This is a genomic window from Shimwellia pseudoproteus, assembly GCF_016415625.1.
Lineage (GTDB): Bacteria > Pseudomonadota > Gammaproteobacteria > Enterobacterales > Enterobacteriaceae > Shimwellia > Shimwellia pseudoproteus.
The window spans coordinates 1-20,726 of the sequence record NZ_WBXP01000011.1 but is presented as its reverse complement, the minus strand read 5'-3'; the positions used below and the strand labels follow the sequence as shown (position 1 = coordinate 20,726).

Annotated in this window: 18 protein-coding genes, 1 pseudogene, 1 riboswitch and 1 other annotated feature; of the genes and pseudogenes, 10 read left to right on the top strand and 9 right to left on the bottom strand. The window is 54.9% G+C overall.

What is annotated here, in order from left to right:
- Nucleotide 1: 1 nt before the first annotated feature.
- Nucleotides 2-1,384, bottom strand: a complete 1,383-nt coding sequence (locus tag F9C28_RS06905) for a cobyrinate a,c-diamide synthase (protein WP_199014575.1) — start codon at nucleotides 1,382-1,384, stop codon at nucleotides 2-4.
- A gap of 103 nt (nucleotides 1,385-1,487) precedes the next feature.
- Nucleotides 1,488-1,648: riboswitch (cobalamin riboswitch) on the bottom strand.
- Between the two features lie 124 nt (nucleotides 1,649-1,772).
- Between F9C28_RS06905 and F9C28_RS06900 the strand changes: the two genes are divergently transcribed.
- Nucleotides 1,773-2,639: a GHMP family kinase ATP-binding protein gene (locus F9C28_RS06900; RefSeq protein ID WP_199014505.1), complete on the top strand. Its 867-nt coding sequence runs from the start codon at nucleotides 1,773-1,775 to the stop codon at nucleotides 2,637-2,639.
- A 105-nt stretch (nucleotides 2,640-2,744) separates the two neighbouring features.
- Here F9C28_RS06900 and F9C28_RS06895 read toward each other — a convergent pair whose 3' ends face one another.
- The 5 genes from F9C28_RS06895 to F9C28_RS06875 all read right to left on the bottom strand — a co-directional run bounded on the left by F9C28_RS06895 (nucleotide 2,745) and on the right by F9C28_RS06875 (nucleotide 6,836).
- Nucleotides 2,745-3,083: a DUF496 family protein gene (locus F9C28_RS06895; RefSeq protein ID WP_199014504.1), complete on the bottom strand. Its 339-nt coding sequence runs from the start codon at nucleotides 3,081-3,083 to the stop codon at nucleotides 2,745-2,747.
- A gap of 179 nt (nucleotides 3,084-3,262) precedes the next feature.
- On the bottom strand, nucleotides 3,263-4,321 hold the full coding sequence (locus F9C28_RS06890) for an FUSC family protein (protein ID WP_199014503.1): 1,059 nt from the start codon (nucleotides 4,319-4,321) through the stop codon (nucleotides 3,263-3,265).
- Nucleotides 4,322-4,473: 152 nt separating this feature from the next.
- Nucleotides 4,474-4,941 (bottom strand): DNA gyrase inhibitor SbmC, encoded by a 468-nt coding sequence (gene sbmC / locus F9C28_RS06885; RefSeq protein ID WP_199014502.1) that lies wholly within the window; start codon nucleotides 4,939-4,941, stop codon nucleotides 4,474-4,476.
- Nucleotides 4,942-5,126: 185 nt separating this feature from the next.
- Entirely contained in the window at nucleotides 5,127-6,293 is a 1,167-nt protein-coding gene (gene dacD / locus F9C28_RS06880; RefSeq protein WP_199014501.1) for a serine-type D-Ala-D-Ala carboxypeptidase DacD, read from the bottom strand.
- Nucleotides 6,294-6,557: 264 nt separating this feature from the next.
- Nucleotides 6,558-6,836, bottom strand: a complete 279-nt coding sequence (locus F9C28_RS06875) for a YdgH/BhsA/McbA family protein (RefSeq protein ID WP_199014500.1) — start codon at nucleotides 6,834-6,836, stop codon at nucleotides 6,558-6,560.
- A gap of 982 nt (nucleotides 6,837-7,818) precedes the next feature.
- On the opposite strand from F9C28_RS06875, the gene sbcB reads away from it, so the two are divergent.
- Nucleotides 7,819-9,255 carry an exodeoxyribonuclease I gene (gene sbcB / locus F9C28_RS06870; protein ID WP_199014499.1) on the top strand — a complete coding sequence of 479 codons (1,437 nt, stop codon included), beginning with the start codon at nucleotides 7,819-7,821 and terminating at the stop codon, nucleotides 9,253-9,255.
- Between the two features lie 97 nt (nucleotides 9,256-9,352).
- On the opposite strand, the gene plaP is transcribed toward sbcB, so the two are convergent.
- Complete coding sequence (plaP, locus tag F9C28_RS06865) at nucleotides 9,353-10,714, bottom strand: putrescine/proton symporter PlaP (RefSeq protein WP_199014498.1); 1,362 nt, start codon at nucleotides 10,712-10,714, stop codon at nucleotides 9,353-9,355.
- A gap of 514 nt (nucleotides 10,715-11,228) precedes the next feature.
- Nucleotides 11,229-12,053, bottom strand: coding sequence for an SDR family oxidoreductase (locus F9C28_RS06860; RefSeq protein WP_199014497.1), 825 nt, complete (start codon nucleotides 12,051-12,053; stop codon nucleotides 11,229-11,231).
- A gap of 222 nt (nucleotides 12,054-12,275) precedes the next feature.
- Nucleotides 12,276-12,400, top strand: a sequence feature (His leader region).
- Nucleotides 12,401-12,444: 44 nt separating this feature from the next.
- Between F9C28_RS06860 and hisG the strand changes: the two genes are divergently transcribed.
- The 8 genes and pseudogenes from hisG (at nucleotide 12,445) to hisIE (ending at nucleotide 19,487) form a co-directional block, all read left to right on the top strand.
- A complete protein-coding gene (gene hisG / locus F9C28_RS06855) occupies nucleotides 12,445-13,344 on the top strand; it encodes an ATP phosphoribosyltransferase (RefSeq protein ID WP_199014496.1) in 900 nt (299 codons plus the stop codon).
- A gap of 4 nt (nucleotides 13,345-13,348) precedes the next feature.
- Nucleotides 13,349-14,657 (top strand): annotated as a pseudogene (hisD, locus tag F9C28_RS06850) (histidinol dehydrogenase).
- Entirely contained in the window at nucleotides 14,654-15,736 is a 1,083-nt protein-coding gene (gene hisC, locus F9C28_RS06845) for a histidinol-phosphate transaminase (RefSeq protein ID WP_199014495.1), read from the top strand. The pseudogene hisD and the gene hisC overlap by 4 nt, the downstream one beginning before the upstream one ends.
- A complete protein-coding gene (hisB, locus tag F9C28_RS06840; protein ID WP_199014494.1) occupies nucleotides 15,733-16,800 on the top strand; it encodes a bifunctional histidinol-phosphatase/imidazoleglycerol-phosphate dehydratase HisB in 1,068 nt (355 codons plus the stop codon). Before hisC ends, hisB begins: the two co-directional genes overlap by 4 nt.
- Nucleotides 16,800-17,390 carry an imidazole glycerol phosphate synthase subunit HisH gene (hisH, locus tag F9C28_RS06835; RefSeq protein WP_199014493.1) on the top strand — a complete coding sequence of 197 codons (591 nt, stop codon included), beginning with the start codon at nucleotides 16,800-16,802 and terminating at the stop codon, nucleotides 17,388-17,390. Before hisB ends, hisH begins: the two co-directional genes overlap by 1 nt.
- Nucleotides 17,390-18,124 (top strand): 1-(5-phosphoribosyl)-5-[(5-phosphoribosylamino)methylideneamino]imidazole-4-carboxamide isomerase, encoded by a 735-nt coding sequence (gene hisA, locus F9C28_RS06830; protein ID WP_199014492.1) that lies wholly within the window; start codon nucleotides 17,390-17,392, stop codon nucleotides 18,122-18,124. The genes hisH and hisA overlap by 1 nt, the downstream gene beginning before the upstream one ends.
- Nucleotides 18,106-18,882: an imidazole glycerol phosphate synthase subunit HisF gene (gene hisF / locus F9C28_RS06825; RefSeq protein WP_199014491.1), complete on the top strand. Its 777-nt coding sequence runs from the start codon at nucleotides 18,106-18,108 to the stop codon at nucleotides 18,880-18,882. The genes hisA and hisF overlap by 19 nt, the downstream gene beginning before the upstream one ends.
- Nucleotides 18,876-19,487: a bifunctional phosphoribosyl-AMP cyclohydrolase/phosphoribosyl-ATP diphosphatase HisIE gene (gene hisIE / locus F9C28_RS06820; protein WP_199014490.1), complete on the top strand. Its 612-nt coding sequence runs from the start codon at nucleotides 18,876-18,878 to the stop codon at nucleotides 19,485-19,487. The genes hisF and hisIE overlap by 7 nt, the downstream gene beginning before the upstream one ends.
- 64 nt (nucleotides 19,488-19,551) lie before the next feature.
- Here the strand turns inward: hisIE and F9C28_RS06815 are convergent.
- A partial coding sequence (locus tag F9C28_RS06815) for an acyltransferase (protein ID WP_233148958.1) occupies nucleotides 19,552-20,726 on the bottom strand: 1,175 nt, incomplete at its 5' end.

The following is a 20,726-nucleotide window of genomic DNA, read 5'->3' as shown; positions in this document are numbered from 1 at the left end:
CTCACCGATGGCTCCTTGCGGCGCGCAGCCAGCCATTGAGCATCGCCGGCCGTTGGGCAAAATGCAGGTGCAAATAACTGCCGAGGGTATTGCCCACTTGCCAGCCGCCCTGCCAGCGGCGCTGGATACTGCCGTCCCGGGTTTTCAGGCAGTCAAACTGCGGGGGCAATGGGGTGGTAAAGTCAGAATAGTGAAACTCATGGCCGCGCAGAGACTCTCCGGCCGCAGCCAGCAGCGTATCCTGGCGGGCGGTGGCTTCGCAGTAGCCGAAGCGGGTCAGGCGGTCCCCCATATGGCTCTCCCCGTCCAGCACCCCGACCATGGCAAAATAGTCGCCGTCGGCGTCGGTTAATCCCTGACCCAGGTACATCAGGCCACCGCATTCCCCGTAAATCGGAATACCCCGCCGGTGGGCATCTTGCACCGCCTGGCGCATCGGCTGGTTGGCACTCAGGGTGTCGGCGTGCAGTTCAGGGTATCCCCCGCCGAACCACAGCATGTCACAGTCGGGGATCTGGCGGTCATGAAGTGGGCTGAACGAGACCAGGCTTATCCCGGCATCGGCCAGCAGTGCCAGGCTGTCAGGGTAATAGAAACTGAACGCCGCATCCTGGGCCAGTCCGAGGGTGAGGCCATCCGCCAGCCCAGGGGCAGGCAGCGGCGGCATCTGCCCGGCGGGCAGCGTATCGAGGGCGGACATCGCCAGTAGCCGGTCAATATCCAGGGTGTGTTCCAGTTGCTGACCAAAGGCCCGCCAGGGGGCCAGATCGACGGCCCGTTCCCCGGCGCCCACCAGCCCGAGGTGGCGGGATGGTAACGCCACCCCGGATTGCACCGGAACGCGCCCGAGCACCGGCACCCGGCAGTAGTGTTCAATGGCGTGTTTCAGTAACTGGTAATGGGTGTCGCTGTTCACCCGGTTAACGATGACGCCCGCAATAGTGAGTGCCGGGTCGAACTGCTGGAACCCCAGTACTGTGGCGGCAATGGAGGTGGACACCGCTTTACCGTCAACCACCAGCACCACCGGGCACCCCAGCTGTTTGGCCAGGGCAGCGCTGCTGCAATAGTTCGGATCACTACCGTAGCCGTCATACAGGCCCATCACCCCTTCGATGACCGCAATATCGGCCTGCATCAGGCGGCGGCGAAACAGTGCATTCAGGGTGCTCTCCGGCAGCATAAAGCTGTCCAGATTACAGGAGGGAACCCCGGAAATGGCCTGGTGCCAGCCGGTGTCGAGATAGTCAGGCCCCACTTTGCCGGGTTGCACCCGCAGCCCCCGGGCAGCCAGGGCGCACAACAGGCCCAGAGTCAGGGTAGTTTTGCCGCAGCCGCTGCTGGTGCCGGCGAGGACAAATGCATGTTTTTGGGTGGAGGCCATTGCCGTTCCTGTGGTATCCGGCGAAATGGCAATGCGGGCATGTGCGCAACCCCAGCCGTCATGGCTGTGTGCAGAACTGTCCACAATCTTCCCACCGAAGTCGTTTTCATAGCATCACAGGATCGGTCTTCTGGCTCTGCGTCATTCTTATCCGCCCTTCCCGATGGTATCATCAGTGGTTATTGCGGACTCGTCAGCATCACAGCAGCGGGGGCTGCAGGGGAATTACACCCCTTTCCCGGCATCCGGTGATAAGTGATTTATCGGGCGTTAGTTTATAAAGCCTGGCTAAATATTTGTTGAGCTATAACAAGTTCCCGGTCATTCGTGGCAAGTAAAACAGCTCCCGGCCGGAAACCTATCGTATCTGAACGTCAAAGGAATACCCATGCAAAGCGCACAGGCGCGCTGTCCTGGCTCTTGTGGTGAGCTGATTCAGGGGCTGATCGCCGGTTCGGAAAAACTGGTTTCATGCCCGGTGGACTGGTTCAGTGATGTCACGGTCTGCCGGGGGAGACCCCACCATAATGAACGCCCTTTAATGCGTGCCATGCTAGTCCAGGTGGTGGTGGCGCTGGGTTACCCGGCCCATTATGCCGCCGGGTTGTCGATCCGCTGGCACTCCACCCTCCCCGTTGCCCGGGGGATGGCCAGCTCAACTGCCGATATAGCCGCCACCGCGCTGGCCACTACCCGGCTGCTGGATTACCCCGCCAGTGAGCAGCAAATTGCCCGCTGGTGTGTGGCGCTGGAGCCCACGGACAGTACCTTATTTCGCGATCTGACCCTGTTTGATCATCGGCATGGCCAGAGCGCCATCCCCTGCCCACCCTCACCGCGCCTGGATGTGCTGGTGCTGGAGAGCGAGCAGCAGTTGATCACCGCGGATTATCATCGCCAAGATCGCCAACAGGCGTTACTGCGCGGCGCGGACGACCTCGCCCGGGCGTGGCGGCTGCTGTATCAGGGGTGCCTGAAGAATGATCCGCGTCTGGTGGGGGCGGCGGCGACCACCAGCGCCATTGCCAGCCAGCTTATTTTGCCGAAACCGGGGTTTGCCGCCCTGCGCCAGCTGGTTGAGGCTCTGGATTTATATGGCCTCGCGGTGGCCCACAGCGGTAGTGTGGTGGGGCTGTTGCTGGATCGCGCGCACCATGATGTTGAGCAGGTCATTGCCGCACTGCCCCGGCTGGGGCTGACGGAACACTATCCGCGCCAGCATTTGCTGCGCCTGATCCCCGGCGGCGCGCGCTAGTGACGGGTGATGACGCACAGCACGCCGCCATCATCCGACGTAAAAACCAGCAGACAAAAAAAAGCCGCATACCCGGGTATGCGGCCTCAATAACGGGTGATGGAATCAGGCTTTCGGTTCCTGATCCTGCGCTTTCATTTCGCCCATCACTTTCAATTTTTTAGAGATATCGCGACGCTCTTTCGACAGTTCAGCATTTTTGATGATGTAGTCATCCACGCGATCTTCATAGTCGCTTTTCATGCTGGCGATAATGCCCTGGATAGCTTCGGCAGTCATACCAGGTTTGATGTAATCACTGAGGTTGTCCAGCAGCAGAACACGTTTCTGGTTGTCACGGATCTTTTTCTCAACGTCCTGGATTTCACGCTGCAGCTTGTTCTTGCGCCGGAACAAACGTACAAACTCCAGAACATCCTGAAAAGAAGGCTTAGTATTTTCCATTTTTACACCCCTGCTATGTGATACTCGGATTCGTTAGGACAACCACGGACTGACCAGTAACTATAGGGTAAAACGGCACTGGTCGCGGTTGCTGGTGACAATCGTTTCACTGCCCCCATCATAACCTCAAACGTGGCTGAATCGAAACAACCACGCGTTTTTCCTGTGACAGACGCAGATTATTTGCGCAATGCCCGGCTCACCAGCTGTGATAATAACTCCAGCTGGCGCGCCAGCTCCAGGCTGAGCCAGACGTAACCATAAATCGGTGCTTCATGCATTTCACCCGCCCTGGTGGTCTGCATCAACTGGCGTAACTCTTCAATTATCTCTGCCTGGCGTACGCTGGCGTGCTGGATAGCCTTAAGGTTGCCATCGTGCAGCGCCAGCTGAACCGCCGCCAGCATATGATGGGTCATCACCTGTGTTTCCCGCAGGGTCACCGCATTGATCATCAGAAAATGGCTCTCCCGGGAGGCCCAATACGCGTTGATTTGCAGCTCAAGCGTGCACACCATATTACGGGCAACTGTCTGGATCCCGTCAAAAATACTTTTCTGGATATGGGTTTCTTTGCTGGCGGGGGTCACCAGGGTGCGAATCTTCTCAACATTGCCGAGCACCGCATTCAGCGACTTTTCGAGATGCGGGCGCTCCAGCAAGTTTGGTGAAAAGCCGGTGTGATGGATACGGTCAAAATCGGTAATAAACGCCGCCATTTTTATCCGCCAGAGGATAAATGCACGCTGGGGCCAAATACTGGTAAACAACATGGCCAGCAGGGAGCCAAAAATCACATCACCACTGCGCCACAGCGCCGTCCCCATATCCCCCGGCGGCGCCCCCGCCACCACGGAGAGCGTAATACCGATCAGTAACGCCTGGTAGGGCCGCTTGCCCTGGGCAAGATAACCGCATAAGAAAATGCCAATGGCGCACCAGGCCAGCATCAGGGGTAATGACCACAGCTCCAGCTTGAGGGCCACCAGACCAATGGCCGCCCCGGTAATGGTACCGCCAATGCGCTGTAACGCCCGGGGCACCACATTTCCCCAGAAGGAGATAGGCCCCATCACCACCACCAGGGTAATAAGCGGCCAGGTCCCTTCCGGTACATCCAGCATTCTGACCAGCAGAAAGGTCAGGACAAAGGCCAGCGCGATACGGCAGCCGTGGACCACTTTGTAGTGGCGGTAGACCCGAAGTTCAAAGGGACTGAGTGATTTGTCGGGGCGCACACCCGCTCTCCGTTAAAAAGGGAGTATTGTAGGTTTTTTCCGCCTGACCCGGCAGCCCCTGATGAAAAAAATTATCGCGCGCAGGTAATAATAACGTGGCGATATTATAACTGAATGCGCCCCACAACCTGTAAGGCGCACCGGGAACGGGCTTACTGCCGTTCGACAGGAACATACATATCAAACTCCCAGACCCCGCTTTCTGAGCCGTCATTCAGGTAGTGCTCAAAGCAGGGCTTACCGGCAGGCTGCCAGGTCTCTTCTCCTTGCAGGCTGGCAAAAAAATCCTGCCAGGGCCGGGCAAAATTATCATCATCCACCCGCGCACGGGCCACCGCATACTCCCCGGCGGCAATGGCGGTTTTAATCACCTCGCCGCTGTTGGGCGGGATATCAAAATTACGCGCCACCGTAATCACCGTATCACAACGGCGTTTTTCCGGGGGGATCACCTCGGGGTTGTCATAATAAATCGCCATCCACTGGCCGCTGTGGATCTCCTGTTGTTTTACCCATGCCGCCAACTGGTGAAACCCCTCTTCTACCGTGCGTTCCCAGGGGCCAATTTTATGGAAACCGGCGACACTGCTGCCGGGGTAGTGCTCAATCTGGTATTTCATCCGCTTCACCTCCGCGCGCTGCGCGCCTGAATGGCGACCGCCACCGGGCTGCGGCGCATCGCATCCGTCTTCAGTAAGTATGGGGGATCGTACGCAGGCTGCCAGCGCAGGGGCAGCAGGTGCCCGCCTGGCCGGCAAAACACCCTAAAAAAGAAAAAGGGGAGCGATGCTCCCCGGGGAATGGGTTACAGGGTTTTATGTATAAAATCGCTAAAGCGCGAGAAGATCCCGCCCTTATCAACTTTCGCCAGGGTCACCAGCGGCCAGCGGGCAATCACTTTATCGCGGTCGTGCAGTTCAATTTCGCCAATCCGCTGGTGATCCACCATCGGTGCTTCCAGCTCGGCGTTATCCAGTATGTAGCGCGCTTTCACGTGGGAGAGTTCGCTTTTTGGTAACACCATCCAGAAGTCCTGATCGGCACCGACATCCACTGTTTCAGCGTCACCGTACCAGATTTTTTCCGTCCCGAAGCGCTGCCCTTTGGTGAGGATCTGGACGGTGTCAAAATTCTGGCGCCCCCAGTTGAGCAACTTACGGGCCTGCTCTTCGCGGCCTTTTGAGCTTTCGCCCCCCATGACAACCGCGATCAGCCGGCGGTTACCGTAAACCCCGGAGGCAATAATATTAAACCCGGCCGTGGCGGTATGGCCGGTTTTCAGGCCATCCACATTGAGCGATTTATCCCACAACAGGCCGTTACGGTTCTGCTGGGTAATACCGTTCCAGGTGAGGCTTTTTTCACTGTACATATGATAAAAATCCGGCTCACCGTGGATAATCGCCCGGCTGAGCAGCGCCAGATCCCAGGCGGTGCTGTGCTGGCCCGGGGCATCCAGCCCGTGCACGGTTTCGAAATGGGTGTCGTGCATGCCGAGCTTATCGACATAGTGGTTCATCATGGCGACAAACTCACGCTGGCCACCGGCCACATAGTCCGCCAGCGCTACGCAGGCATCATTACCAGAGTCAACAATCAGGCCGCGGCTAAGATCGTGCACCGAGACTTTATCCCCGGCTTTCAGGAACATCAGTGACGAACCGTCAAATACCGGGTTGCCTTTCGCCCAGGCGTCTGGCCCGACAGTGACAATATCGTCCGGCGAAATTTTCTTGCTGTCGATAGCGCGATCCACAACATAACCGGTCATCAGCTTGGTCAGGCTGGCAGGGTTACGCTGCACGTGTTCATTATGGGCGGTTAACACCTGCCCGGTGGTGTAGTCCATGAGTACCCAGGAGCCAGCCTGAATATCCGGCGGCAGAGGGGCATGATCGAGGGCGACATCAGCAGCCGCGTTATGAACCAGAGAAGCAAACAGGGAAACAGCCAAAAGCGCGCGAAACTTCAACGAATTATCCTCAGAACTAACCTATATCTGGCGCATGTTGTACGGAAGTTTTTATATAGTTTCACTGAGAAATTGCAAGAAAATGTGACATTAGCCGTTTTTTAACTGGCCGGCAGGTATTTCCAGGATTATTCCCGTCACCCCTGTGCAGGGGAAAATGTCAGTAAGGGATAAAGCAATAGCGGGCTGAGCGGGCCGGGTGATGTCTGAAGCCATCACCCAACATAATCAGGACCAGCCTGAATAACTACCCCACAACGACTATTATTTATAGACGTCTGCGTGTGCGAAGATCTGGCCGCCTTCACCCGGATGGTCAATATCAGTCACTTTGAAATAACGGCCGCCGTGCTCATCAGATTTATGAGACAGCACAGCAATGGCATCTTCGATGGTGCCATCAGGGATCTGTGCAGACACTTCGCCAATCTTATTACTGCTATTCGCTACCGCAGCATCGCCGATTTGGGTTGCAGCCATCGCGGAAGATGCCCCAAACAACAGTGCTAATGAGACAGTGTAACGAACTAAAAGGTGTTTCATTTGGTAATTCCTCAAGAGGTATAACTCAGAGTATAAATAAAGGTGCTATTAAGCGGATATTTCGAGGTACAGACCGGCGGCTTTTCATATCTAAAACTTTTCATATCTAAAAAAATAGCCAGCGCGAACGCTGGCAAAATTCTTCATGTAAAGAGGTTATACTAACTACAAAACAGGCAGAGATATCCTCCATGGAATTCTCATTACTTATATATGCAGGTGTTATTGTCTTATATGACGTAGATATTCATATATCGCTTTGCATAGCACAATTGCTTTTTCTGAATATCAGTAGTGCCGTCATTTGGTGTGGAATAAATCTAGCAACTGAAAAAAACATTGGCAAAGCATTTTTGGGTACTATTTTCGATGATAAATAACAGAATATATTATGACTGCAAGTTGATAAAATTTTGATATTTTTTATTTTTGCAACATATTGTTTTTAAATGATTTTTATAAAAAACACTGCTTTTTCAGGTTGCGGCATTCCCCATTTTATCGATGTTGATAATTTGCCGAATAACACTTTGAGATCCCCGTATGGACTTTTGATGGCCCGTTTCATCAAAAAATGTACACCTTGTGCTTTGTTAAAATTGTTAGCATCACGCCCCTTATATGTTACTCTCATGAGTCATTGAATCCCAGGAGTAAAATTCCGGTGACGACCGTCTGCCCCACTATTTTTGTTGCCACTCGTTATTGTTGAGGAAAATCCCCGGCCAATATCGCAATAACCGGCGCGTTAGCCGATTATCGCCACCGCGCCGGGTAGCGTTATCGGCATTATTAAGGATATTACGTAAAATAGCGCCGGGAAATGGCGGCCCGCTGGATAACACGCACCTGCCTGGGGCAGTAAACAACCGTCTAAATCGTCAGAATCAGTGATTTCAGCCGCAGCGGAATATGGTTTACCATAGCGGGTGCCGCCGTCATCAGGGCAGACACCATAAAGATAGTAAAACACCAGTGGATAATGAAGACAGTGAAAAACGATAAAGTGCAGCCCACCTTCCTCTTTCATGATTATGAAACTTTCGGCACCAACCCGGCGCTGGACCGCCCCGCCCAGTTTGGCGCCCTGCGCACCGATATGGACTTCACTATCATCGGCGAGCCGGAGGTCTTTTTTTGTAAGCCGGCGGATGACTACCTGCCTCAACCCGGTGCGGTACTGGTTACCGGCATTACCCCACAGCAGGCCCTGGCCGAAGGGGAAAATGAAGCCCGCTTTGCCCGCCGTATCCATGATATTTTCACCGTGCCGGGCACCTGTGTGGTGGGGTACAACAATGTCCGTTTTGACGATGAAGTGACCCGTAACATTTTCTATCGCAACTTCTACGATCCCTACGCGTGGAGCTGGCAGCACGGCAATTCACGCTGGGATTTACTGGATGTAATGCGCGCCTGTTATGCCCTGCGCCCCGAGGGGATCAACTGGCCAGAAAACGATGAGGGGTTGCCCAGTTTCCGGCTGGAGCACCTGACCGCCGCAAACGGTATCGAACACGCCAATGCCCACGATGCCATGGCGGATGTTTACGCCACTATCGCCATGGCCCGTAAAGTTAAAACCAGCCAGCCCCGGCTGTTCGATTATCTGTTCAACTGGCGCGGCAAGCAGAAGCTGGCCACCCTGATCGACATCCCGCAAATGCTGCCCCTGGTGCATGTCTCGGGCATGTTTGGCGCCTGGCGCGGCAATACCAGCCTGATTGCCCCCCTGGCCTGGCACCCGGATAACCGCAATGCGGTGATTGTTGTCGATCTGGCCGCCGATATGGCGCCGCTGTTTGATCTGGATGCCGATGCCCTGCGCGAACGGCTGTACACCCCGAAAGCGCAACTGGGTGATGCCTTACCGGCGCCGCTAAAACTGGTCCACCTTAACAAATGCCCGGTGCTGGCCAAAGATAATGCCCTGCGCCCTCAGGATGCTGAACGGCTGGGCATTGATCGCCAGCGCTGTATGGATAACCTCGCCCAGTTGCGGGCCAACCCGCAGCTCCGTGAAAAAGTGGTGGCGCTGTATGCCCAGGCAGAGCCCTTCCCGCCTTCTGATAATGTCGATAGCCAGCTTTACAGCGGCTTCTTCAGCGATGCGGATAAAACGGCGATGAACATCCTCCAGCAGACCGAACCGGCTAATTTGCCAGCCCTGGATATCACATTTGTCGATGGACGTATTGAGAAACTGCTGTTTAATTACCGGGCGCGTAATTTCCCGGGGACCCTGAGTGAGCCAGAACAACAGCGCTGGTTGCAGCACCGGCGCGACATTTTCAGCCAGCAGGCGCTGGAAGAGTACGCCCGGGAACTTGAGATGCTGTATCAACAGCATCAGGGGGATGCAGAGAAAATCGCCCTGCTCAAAGCACTGTATCAGTACGTACAGCAATTGATGGGGTGATGGCCACAAGCCGCGGCAGCCGTTGTGGCAGACAAAAACAAAAATGGCACCCGGGGGTGCCATTTTTTTACCTGTTACCGGCGTTCAGCTCCGGTAATCAGATAACATCTTCGTACTGAGGAACCGGGTTGCGGAAGCTTTTGGTCACGCAGGCCAGGTAGATCAGGCCGATACCGCCCCAGATCAGGCCGAGCACCATAGAGCTTTCTTCCAGGTTAACCCACAGCGCACCAACAGTCATTGCGCCACACAGCGGCAGCAACAGGAACTGGAAGTGATCTTTCAGCGTCTTATTGCGTTTTTCGCGGATCCAGAACTGAGAGATAACTGACAGGTTCACGAAGGTGAACGCCACCAGGGCACCAAAGTTAATCAGCGCGGTCGCCATGACCAGGTCAAAGTTGATGGCCAGTAAAGCAATCGCCCCCACCAGGATGATGTTCATCGCCGGAGTACGCCACTGCGGATGCACATACCCGAAGAAGCTTTTCGGGAACACGCCGTCACGGCCCATGACATACATCAGGCGGGCAACACCAGCATGGGCAGCCATACCGGATGCCAGTACCGTAATGGTGGAGAAGATAAGCGCCCCAACCTGGAAGGCTTTACCCGCCACGTACAGCATAATTTCTGGCTGTGATGCGTCTGGATCTTTAAAGCGTGAGATATCCGGGAAATAGAGCTGCAGGAAATAGGTCGCGAAGATAAAGATCAGGCCACCGATCAGCGCAGTCAGGAAAATCGCCCGCGGGATCACGCGTTCTGCGTCTTTGGTCTCTTCAGACAGGTTACTGATGCCGTCAAACCCCGTGAACGAGAAACAGAGAATGGTTGCCCCGGTAATCATCGGCACCACGTGAGCGTTCTCAGACCAGAATGGACGAGAGCTGCTCAGCGTACCGGCGCCTTCGCCGTGTGCGATACCGTAAATCACCATGCCCAGGATAACCGCGATCAACACCACCTGGAGTACCACAATCAGGGTGTTAAAGTTGGCCACGGATTTAATACTGCGCAGGTTAAAGGCCGTCATAAAGCCCACCAGCGCAATAACAAATACCCAGGACGGTATTGAAGGCACCAGCGCTTCAAAATAGATTTTTGCCAGCAGAATATTGATCATCGGCGCGAACAGATAGTCGAGCAGCGAAGACCAGCCCACCATAAAACCAACGGTCGGGCTAATAGACTTCTGAGCATAAGTATAGGCGGAGCCCGCAGAAGGATAGCGGCGAACCAGTTTACCGTAACTCAGGGCGGTAAACAGAATCGCTATCAGCGCAAAGGCGTAGGCTGTCGGCACATGACCATCGGTCATACCCGATACGATACCGAATGTATCGAACAGCGTCATCGGCTGCATATAGGCAAGACCCATCATTACAACCGGAATAAGCGTAAGGGTTTTACGTAATTCCACGCGAGAAGTTGGCTGAACGTTTACGTTAAGCGACATATGCAGTCCCCCAAACGGAGAAACCTGCCGCAAAAGCAAATAATTGCACCATCTTTACATTTTTCCTCGGCGACACGACTGTCGATCTATAAAAGTAAGTATCTATCCGGTACTGAGCCCGGCCTCTTTGATTTGATTAGTTTGGGTAATGCAGCGGTAAAAAAATAACCGGCGCTGTTAAGCGTCGGCCATGTTCTCGTTTTACCGGGCGCGTATTTTGCCCCATTTTTTGGCACAAAGACAAGACATTACGGCCACGGGGGGTAATTTCTTTTTTACCCCCAGGGCATACATAGTTAAGCTGATGATTTTAAACAAAATAAATTAGTAACAATCCGGTACTTTTGTGCAGCATTTTACGCCATTTTGCCGCTTATCTGACCATTGACGGACCGGGGGGTGCCCGGGGGGGTATTGCGTAAAAATATCCCCGGGCCCTGAGGGGCGATTTCCAGGCACCGGGGAGGCGAGTTATCCATCGGAAAATCGCGCAATATTGATTGGTAAAACGTAATTAACGCATCGGCATACGTAGCGGGTCCGGATGTGCATACTCAAAACCTAACTCCCGGCAAATACGACTACCGTCAACCTGCTTACCCTGCGTATGGGCCGGGGCACTGCTGAACGTTGGCGGGGTGAGCCCTAAATCTTTGGCCATCAGTGGGTAAAACGTATTACGCGACGGGTGTTTTGGGGCACACAGGTTATACAGATGGCCACCTTTGGGCATTTGCAGTAGCAGCGTTATCGCGGCAATCACATCATCCAGATGGACCAGGTTCACACCGTGCTCGCCGTTCGGGGCATATTTCCCGGCAAAGAAGCGCCCCGGATGCCGCCCCGGCCCCACCAGCCCGGCCAGGCGCAGGATATCAACTGAGGTGCCCGGCAGATCGTGTAGCCAGTGTTCAAGCTCGCAGAGTACCCGGGCGCTGGCAGTACGCGGGTGCAGGGGGGAGCTCTCTTTCATGGTGCCCTCGCCATCACCATAGACCGCGCTGGAACTGGTAAAAATGATCCGCGGTATATGATGCACCAGGGCGCTGTCGACAATTTCCTGGACCGCCTGCAAATAGAAGTCATCCCCTTCCCCACTGCGGCGGGCCGGAAGCGTTATCACCAGCGCATCGGCATCCAGCAACGTTTCCAGATCGTCACTATCACACTGGAGTATCGGCTGCAGGTTCAGCAGACAACTGTCTACCCCGCACATTCTGGCTGCCTCCACCCCGTCAAGGGTGGTTTTGCTACCGGTAACGTTCCACCCCCGCGCCATTAACGATAGCGCCAGTGGCATCCCTAACCAGCCCAACCCGACAATGGCAACCTTCTTCATACATCCTCCAGACCGAAGTAGCGATTTACTCTATATTGTTATACACCGATATAAGGCTACGCCAGCAACCGGGAACTGACAATTCATCCGCCTGGATGAGATTATCTAATAGTGTAAAAAAAGCGCTTGCCTTATTCAGGGTTTCTGGTTTAGGTTAAATGCACACGTTGAATAGACATTCACCCAGAGAATTTAAATGAACAGCTTCCCGATTATTCGTCACCACCATCACCATCATTCTGACTAGTCTTTCAGGCAATGGGTGCTGGAAGACATTCGATCTTCCAGTGGCGGAAATCAGCTGTTAATGAGCCCCCGGAAGGTCAACCTTCCGGGGGCTTTTTTATTACCGTTTTAACGCAGACCGCTACCGAATTTAAGGACCATGACGATGTTAGATAATTCACGTTTACGCATAGCTATTCAAAAATCAGGTCGTCTGAGCGACGACTCCCGGGAATTACTGGCCCGCTGCGGGATTAAAATTAATCTCCACACCCAGCGGCTGATTGCCCTGGCAGAAAATATGCCCATCGATATTTTGCGTGTCCGTGATGATGATATTCCTGGCCTGGTTATGGATGGCGTGGTGGATTTAGGGATTATCGGGGAAAACGTCCTGGAGGAAGAGTTACTTAATCGCCGTGCCCTGGGGGAAGACCCGCGCTATTACACCCTGCGCCGTCTGGATTTTGGTGGCTGTCGCTTATCGCTGGCGGCCCCGGTAGATGAGGCCTGGGACGGCCCAGAATGTCTGCGCAATAAACGCATCGCCACCTCTTACCCGCACCTGTTAAAACGCTACCTCGATCAAAAAGGCATCCCATTTAAATCCTGCCTGCTGAACGGCTCAGTAGAAGTGGCCCCCCGGGCCGGTCTGGCGGATGCCATCTGCGATCTGGTCTCCACCGGTGCCACCCTCGAAGCCAACGGCCTGCGGGAAACTGAAGTGATTTACCGTTCTAAGGCTTGCCTGATCCAGCGTGACGGTGACATTTCTGATGCCAAACAGCAGTTGATCGACAAGTTACTGACCCGTATTCAGGGGGTGATTCAGGCCCGGGAATCCAAATACATCATGCTGCATGCGCCGAGTGAGCGCCTGGATGAGGTGATTGCCCTGCTGCCGGGTGCCGAACGCCCTACCATCCTGCCACTGGCCGGCGATAAACAACGCGTTGCCATGCACATGGTCAGTACCGAGACGCTGTTCTGGGAAACCATGGAAAAACTGAAAGCGCTGGGCGCCAGCTCGATTCTGGTACTGCCCATTGAAAAAATGATGGAGTGATAGCATGTCGACCTTCAACACAATCATCAACTGGAACGACTGTGACGCGGCCCGCCAGCGCGATATCCTGATGCGCCCGGCCATCTCCGCCTCAGACAGTATTACCCGCACCGTGCGCGATATTTTAGAAAATGTAAAAGCCAACGGTGATGCTGCCCTGCGCGACTATAGCGCCCGCTTTGATAACGCCCAGGTCGATGCCCTCGAAGTATCTGAAGCGGCGATCGGTGCCGCCTGCGACCGTCTGGGCGAGGAGATAAAAACCGCCATGGCCTGTGCGGTGGCGAATATCCGTAAATTCCACCTCGCCCAGCGCCTGCCGGAGGTCGATGTTGAAACCATGCCGGGAGTACGTTGCCAGCAGGTCACTCGCCCGGTGGATTCCGTGGGGCTGTATATTCCCGGCGGTTCGGCACCGCTGTTTTCAACGGTATTAATGTTAGCCACCCCGGCGGCGATTGCCGGCTGCCGAAAAGTCGTGCTGTGCACGCCGCCGCCGGTGGCAGATGAAATTCTTTATGCCGCCCGGTTATGCGGTGTTCAGGCGGTGTTCCAGGTTGGCGGGGCCCAGGCCATTGCCGCCCTCGCCTTCGGGACGGACTCAGTGCCGAAAGTCGATAAGATCTTTGGGCCGGGGAATGCGTTTGTCACCGAGGCCAAACGTCAGGTAAGCCAGCGCCTCGACGGCGCCGCCATTGATATGCCGGCGGGCCCGTCTGAAGTGTTGGTGATCGCCGACAGCGGCGCCACCCCGGCATTTGTGGCTTCTGATTTGCTCTCCCAGGCAGAGCACGGCCCGGACTCCCAGGTGATCCTGCTGACCCCGGATGCCGCCATGGCCCGTCGCGTGGCGGACGCCGTTGAACAGCAACTGGCCAGCCTGTCGCGGGCGGACACCGCACGCCAGGCCCTGGCCGCCAGCCGCCTGATTGTCGCCCGTGATCTGGAACAGTGTATTGAGATCTCAAACCAGTACGGGCCGGAGCACCTGATAATCCAGACCCGTAACGCCCGAGCCCTGGTTGACCGTATTACCAGCGCCGGTTCGGTGTTCCTCGGGGACTGGTCCCCGGAGTCCGCCGGGGATTATGCTTCCGGTACGAATCACGTGTTGCCGACCTACGGTTACACGGCGACCTGTTCCAGCCTCGGGCTGGCTGACTTCCAGAAACGGATGACCGTGCAGGAATTGTCCCCCCCAGGGGTTCAGCGCGCTGGCGTCCACCATTGAAATTCTGGCCGCCGCCGAACAACTGACCGCCCACAAAAACGCCGTCACCCTGCGCGTTGCCGCCCTGAAGGAGATGCAATGAAGAGCGAAGAACTGGCCCGCGCCGCTGTCCGCGCCCTGACCCCATACCAGTCTGCCCGTCGCCTGGGCGGCAATGGCGATGTCTGGCTTAACGCCAACGAATACCCGGAGGCGGTCGCGTTTTCACTGACCCAGCAGACCCTCAACCGCTACCCGGAGTGCCAGCCCGCAGCGGTTATCACCGGTTACGCGGCCTATGCCGGGGTAAAACCCGATCAGGTACTGGTCAGCCGCGGGGCCGATGAAGGCATCGAGCTGATTATCCGCACCTTTTGTGAGCCAGGCCAGGACGCCATTATCTACTGCCCGCCCACTTACGGGATGTACAGCGTCAGCGCGGAAACCTCCGGGGTGGCGTGTCGTACCGTTCCCACGGATGAAAACTGGCAGCTCGATTTAGCCGGGATTGCGGCACAGCTGGATGGCGCAAAAGTGGTTTTTGTATGCAGCCCGAACAACCCCACCGGCCAGGTGATTAACCCGGACGATATGCGCACCCTGCTGGAGATGACCCGCGGCAAAGCCATTGTGGTGGCCGATGAAGCCTATATTGAGTTTTGCCCTCAGGCGACGCTCTCCGGCTGGCTGGCGGACTACCCGCACCTGGTTATTCTGCGCACCCTGTCCAAAGCCTTTGCCCTGGCGGGGCTACGCTGTGGTTTTACTCTCGCCAGCGCAGAAATAATCGCCCTGCTGCTGAAAGTGATCGCCCCATACCCGCTCTCCACCCCGGTGGCGGATATTGCGGCCCAGGCTCTGACCCCTCAGGGGGTAGCCGCCATGCGCGAGCGCGTGACTACCCTGCTGCTTAACCGCCGCCAGTTGATTGACGGCCTGCGGGACACCCCCTGTGTTGAGCAGATTTTCGATTCCGAAACCAATTACGTGCTGGTACGGCTAACCGCGTCAAGTGCGGTATTTAAATCCTTGTGGGATCAGGGCATTATCTTGCGAGATCAAAATAAACAGCCGGGCCTGAGCGGCTGCCTGCGGATTACCGTGGGTACCCGGGAAGAATGCCAGCGGGTGCTGGATGCCCTCAATAAACAACCTTCTTTGACTGCGGCGGAGAACCCATGAGCCAGAAGTACCTTTTTATTGATCGTGACGGCACCCTGATTGCCGAGCCACCGGAAGATTTTCAGGTGGATCGCATGGATAAACTGGCGTTCGAACCGGACGTGATCCCGGCGCTGCTGGCCCTACAGCAGGCGGGCTTCCGGCTGGTGATGATCACCAATCAGGACGGGCTGGGTACCGACAGTTTCCCTCAGGCGGATTTTGACGGCCCCCACAACCTGATGATGCAGGTCCTCTCTTCACAAGGGGTGTTCTTTGATGAGGTGTTGATCTGCCCGCACTTTCCGACAGACGGCTGCGACTGCCGCAAACCCAAGGTTCAGCTGGTGAGCCGTTATCTGGCCGATGGCGTGATAGACCGCACCCACAGCTATGTGATTGGCGATCGGCAAACTGACCTGCAACTGGCGGAGAATATGGCAATCCAGGGGCTGCGTTATCAGCGTGACACTCTGAACTGGAAAACCATCGCCGATCGGCTCACCCGCCGTGACCGCTATGCCCACGTGGTGCGTAATACCCGGGAAACCCAAATTGATGTCCAGGTATGGCTGGATCGCGAAGGCCCCAGCAATATCAAAACCGGGGTGGGCTTCTTTGATCATATGCTGGATCAGATTGCCACCCACGGCGGATTTCGCATGGACATCAGCGTGAAAGGCGATCTCTATATTGATGATCACCACACGGTGGAAGACACCGGGCTGGCATTGGGTGAAGCGCTCAAAAAAGCCCTTGGCGATAAGCGCGGCATTAACCGCTTTGGTTTTGTGCTGCCGATGGACGAATGCCTGGCCCGCTGTGCGCTGGATATCTCTGGTCGCCCGCATCTGGAATTTAAAGCGGAATATAACTATCAGCGTGTCGGGGATCTGAGCACTGAAATGGTCGAGCACTTTTTCCGCTCGCTGTCTTACGCGATGGGCGTCACCCTGCACCTGAAAACCAAGGGCAAAAATGACCACCACCGGGTAGAGAGCCTGTTTAAAGCCTTTGGCCGCACGCTGCGCCAGGCTATCCGCGTCGAAGGGGACACCCTTCCATCGTCTAAAGGGGTGCTGTGATGAGCATCGTTATCCTTGATACCGGATGCGCTAACCTGTCTTCGGTTAAATGGGCGGTACAGCGACTCGGCTATACGCCGGTTGTCAGCCGTAATGCGGATGTGGTGCTCAGCGCCGATAAACTGTTTTTGCCGGGGGTGGGCACTGCCCGGGCGGCGATGGATCAGCTGCGCGAGCGGGATCTTATCGATCTGATTAAGGCCTGTACCCAGCCGGTGCTGGGGATCTGTCTCGGCATGCAGTTACTGGGTAGCCGCAGTGACGAAAATAACGGTATTGATACCCTCGGTATTATTGATGCGCCAGCGGAGAAAATGCGCGACCACGGCCTGCCGCTGCCCCATATGGGCTGGAATCAAATCACCCCGAAAGCGGGCAATCGCCTGTTCAGCGGCATCGACGACGGCGCATGGTTCTATTTTGTCCACAGCTATGCCATGCCGGTGAATGAAGCCACTATTGCCCAGTGCCAGTATGGTGAGCCCTTCACCGCCGCGGTACAGCAAGACAACTTTTACGGGGTGCAATTTCACCCGGAACGTTCCGGGGCGGCTGGTGCCCGGCTGTTGAAAAACTTCCTGGAGATGTGATGATTATTCCCGCGCTTGATTTAATTGATGGCACCGTGGTGCGCCTGCACCAGGGTGATTATGCGCAGCAGCGTGACTACGGCAGCGATCCACTGCCCCGACTCCAGGATTATCAGGCCCAGGGGGCGGAAGTACTGCACCTGGTTGATCTGACCGGTGCGAAAGATCCTGCCCGCCGCCAGATCCCGTTACTGACCACCCTGGTGGCCGGGGTTAATGTCCCGGTACAGGTGGGCGGCGGGGTGCGCAGCGCTGATGACGTGGCCGCCCTGCTGGCGACCGGGGTCACCCGGGTTGTGGTGGGCTCGACGGCAGTCAAGGCACCGGAGCTGGTGCAGCAGTGGTTTACCCGCTTCGGGGCAGATGCACTGGTCCTGGCGCTGGATGTGCGTATTGAACAGGGTGAAAAACGCGTGGCGATCAGTGGCTGGCAGGAGACCTCCGGGGTCACCCTCGAGCAGGTGGTCGACCAATTTTTACCTTATGGTCTGAAGCACGTACTGTGTACTGATATCTCCCGGGATGGCACCCTCGCGGGGGCGAACGTGGCGCTGTATCAGGAAATTTGCGCCCGTTATCCGCAGATAGGTTTTCAGGCCTCCGGGGGGATTGGTTCCCTGGCGGATATCGCGGCCCTGCGCGGCAGTGGCGTTAGCGGTGTGATCACCGGGCGTGCGCTTCTGGAAGGTAAATTCAGCGTAACGGAGGCAATCCAATGCTGGCAAAACGGATAATTCCCTGCCTGGACGTGCGCGACGGCCAGGTGGTTAAAGGTGTGCAGTTCCGCAATCACGAGATTATTGGCGATATTGTCCCGCTGGCGAAACGTTATGCCGAAGAAGGGGCCGACGAGCTGGTGTTTTATGATATCACCGCCTCCAGCGATGGCCGGGTGGTAGACAAGAGTTGGGTGTCCCGGGTGGCGGAGGTGATTGATATTCCGTTTTGTGTGGCCGGGGGCATTAAGTCAATTGAGGACGCGGCGCAGATCCTCTCCTTTGGCGCGGATAAGATTTCGATTAACTCCCCTGCCCTTGCGGACCCAGACCTGATTACCCGGCTGGCGTATCGCTTTGGGGTGCAGTGCATTGTGGTGGGTATTGATACCTGGTGTGATGAGGACAGCGGGAAATATCATGTCAATCAGTATACCGGCGATGAGTCCCGCACCCGTATTACGAAATGGGAAACCCTCGACTGGGTGGCTGAGGTCCAGCGTCTCGGGGCCGGTGAAATTGTCCTGAATATGATGAACCAGGACGGGGTGCGTAATGGCTATGACCTCGAACAGCTGAAAAAAGTACGTGCGCAGTGCCGCGTGCCATTAATTGCCTCCGGCGGTGCCGGTACGATGGCGCATTTTCTGGAGGCATTCAGAGATGCCGGGGTAGACGGTGCGCTGGCGGCGTCGGTATTCCATAAGCAAATTATTAATATTGCTGAACTGAAACAATATCTGGCTCAACAAGGCGTGGAGATTCGACTGTGTTAACAGAACAACAGCGGGCACAACTGGACTGGGAAAAAACCGACGGATTGCTGCCGGTGGTGGTACAACATGCGGCATCCGGCGAGGTTCTGATGCTGGGTTATATGAATCAGGAAGCGCTGGCGGTGACCGAAAAAACCGGCCACGTCACCTTCTGGTCACGCACCAAACAGCGTCTGTGGACCAAGGGAGAAAGCTCCGGCCATTTTTTAAACCTGGTCACCCTGACGCCGGATTGTGATAACGATACCCTGCTGGCGCTGGTGAACCCGATTGGTCCAACCTGCCATAAGGGCACATCCAGCTGCTTCGCTGGCGCCCGGCCCCAGTGGCTGTTTCTCTATCAGCTGGAGCAATTGCTGGCCTCCCGCAAAACGGCGGACCCGGAAAGTTCATACACCGCGAAGCTGTACGCCAGCGGCACTAAGCGTATTGCCCAGAAAGTGGGTGAGGAAGGCGTGGAAACCGCACTGGCGGCGACGGTGCATGATAAGTTCGAGCTGAAGAATGAGGCATCGGATTTGATGTATCACCTGCTGGTGCTGTTGCAGGATCAGGAGCTGTCACTGGGGGATGTGATCGGAAACCTGGAAGAAAGGCATCGGTAAAAAACGACAATTCTCCCACCCTATCAGGGTAAAGGTACTGAACGTTGTTCAGTACCTTTATTGTTTAGCTTAATACTTTTCTCGCGTAGGGAATATAACGAATAGCCTGATGCAGTAATAAACACAAGCTCAGGCAGAGCATCATTAATAAAACGGATGACGCAATAAACCCCAACTGCGTTGCAAGAAAACTGCTTTTAAAAAAATAAATCACCATGATATGAAACAGATAAATAGTAAATGAAGCCGCTGCCACTCGCTGAACCAACAACATAACCGTTGAATGAATTATCCGGTTTTGCCCATAGGCTTTAATCAGTAAAAATGCACAAGCCGCGGATATATAAACAGTGGGTTTATCATGCCACAATATACTATCACTTTTTTGTATTAAGTTTTCCCCAGGTAAATTAACAAACTCCAGTACAGCCCCCGGCAGGAACACTGACAAGAGCAAACCGCAGAGCAATAAGACAGGTCTGTCTATTGCCTCCACTCGGTTATGGAAAAAATACCCCATAATAAAATAAGTAATATAGGGATTGAAAAAATCCATCATAACTGAGGGAATAACCATGCCAGACATAAATGGTGCAACAGATCTGGCGAGAGAGCCAACGGAAAATGAAATGGTAATATAGGTTAAGATAAGTTGATCTGAGCTTGAATCCAAAAACTTCTGTATAAATGGTGCTGCCAAGTAAATCCCTATTGTTGTATACAAGAACCACAATTGATAAGCATAACCAGGATCACCAGATAAAATTTTTAATGATATATTCCCATTCGCTGGAAAGTGCAACAGCCGAACGCAGATATACTCATATAGCAAAGATATGATGAGAATTGAGAATATAAGCCTGGGCAATCGCTTAAGATAAAACTCTATTGGTGTAATACTGCGTATAAGCAATAAAGCACCTGACACCATAAAGAAGAGTGGAACACCAATGCGGCCAATTGCGCGAAGAACACCATGCATAAAAAAAGCATAGTGCCGGGTGTCAAACCCATGTAGCTCAGCCATGTGATCGATAGAATGGATGAACACAACCAGTAAAATTGCACTAACGCGTACTATGTCCAGGTAATCAAAACGTTTGGGCTTTAACATGGCTAGTAGATGATAAATAAAAGGGAAAATGGGCTTTGTTGAATAAATCGAACTTTTAGCCGAAATTAGGATCAGATCACCACACTCCTGACCCTGTAGCGACATCCTGTGACAAAGCAAAAGTT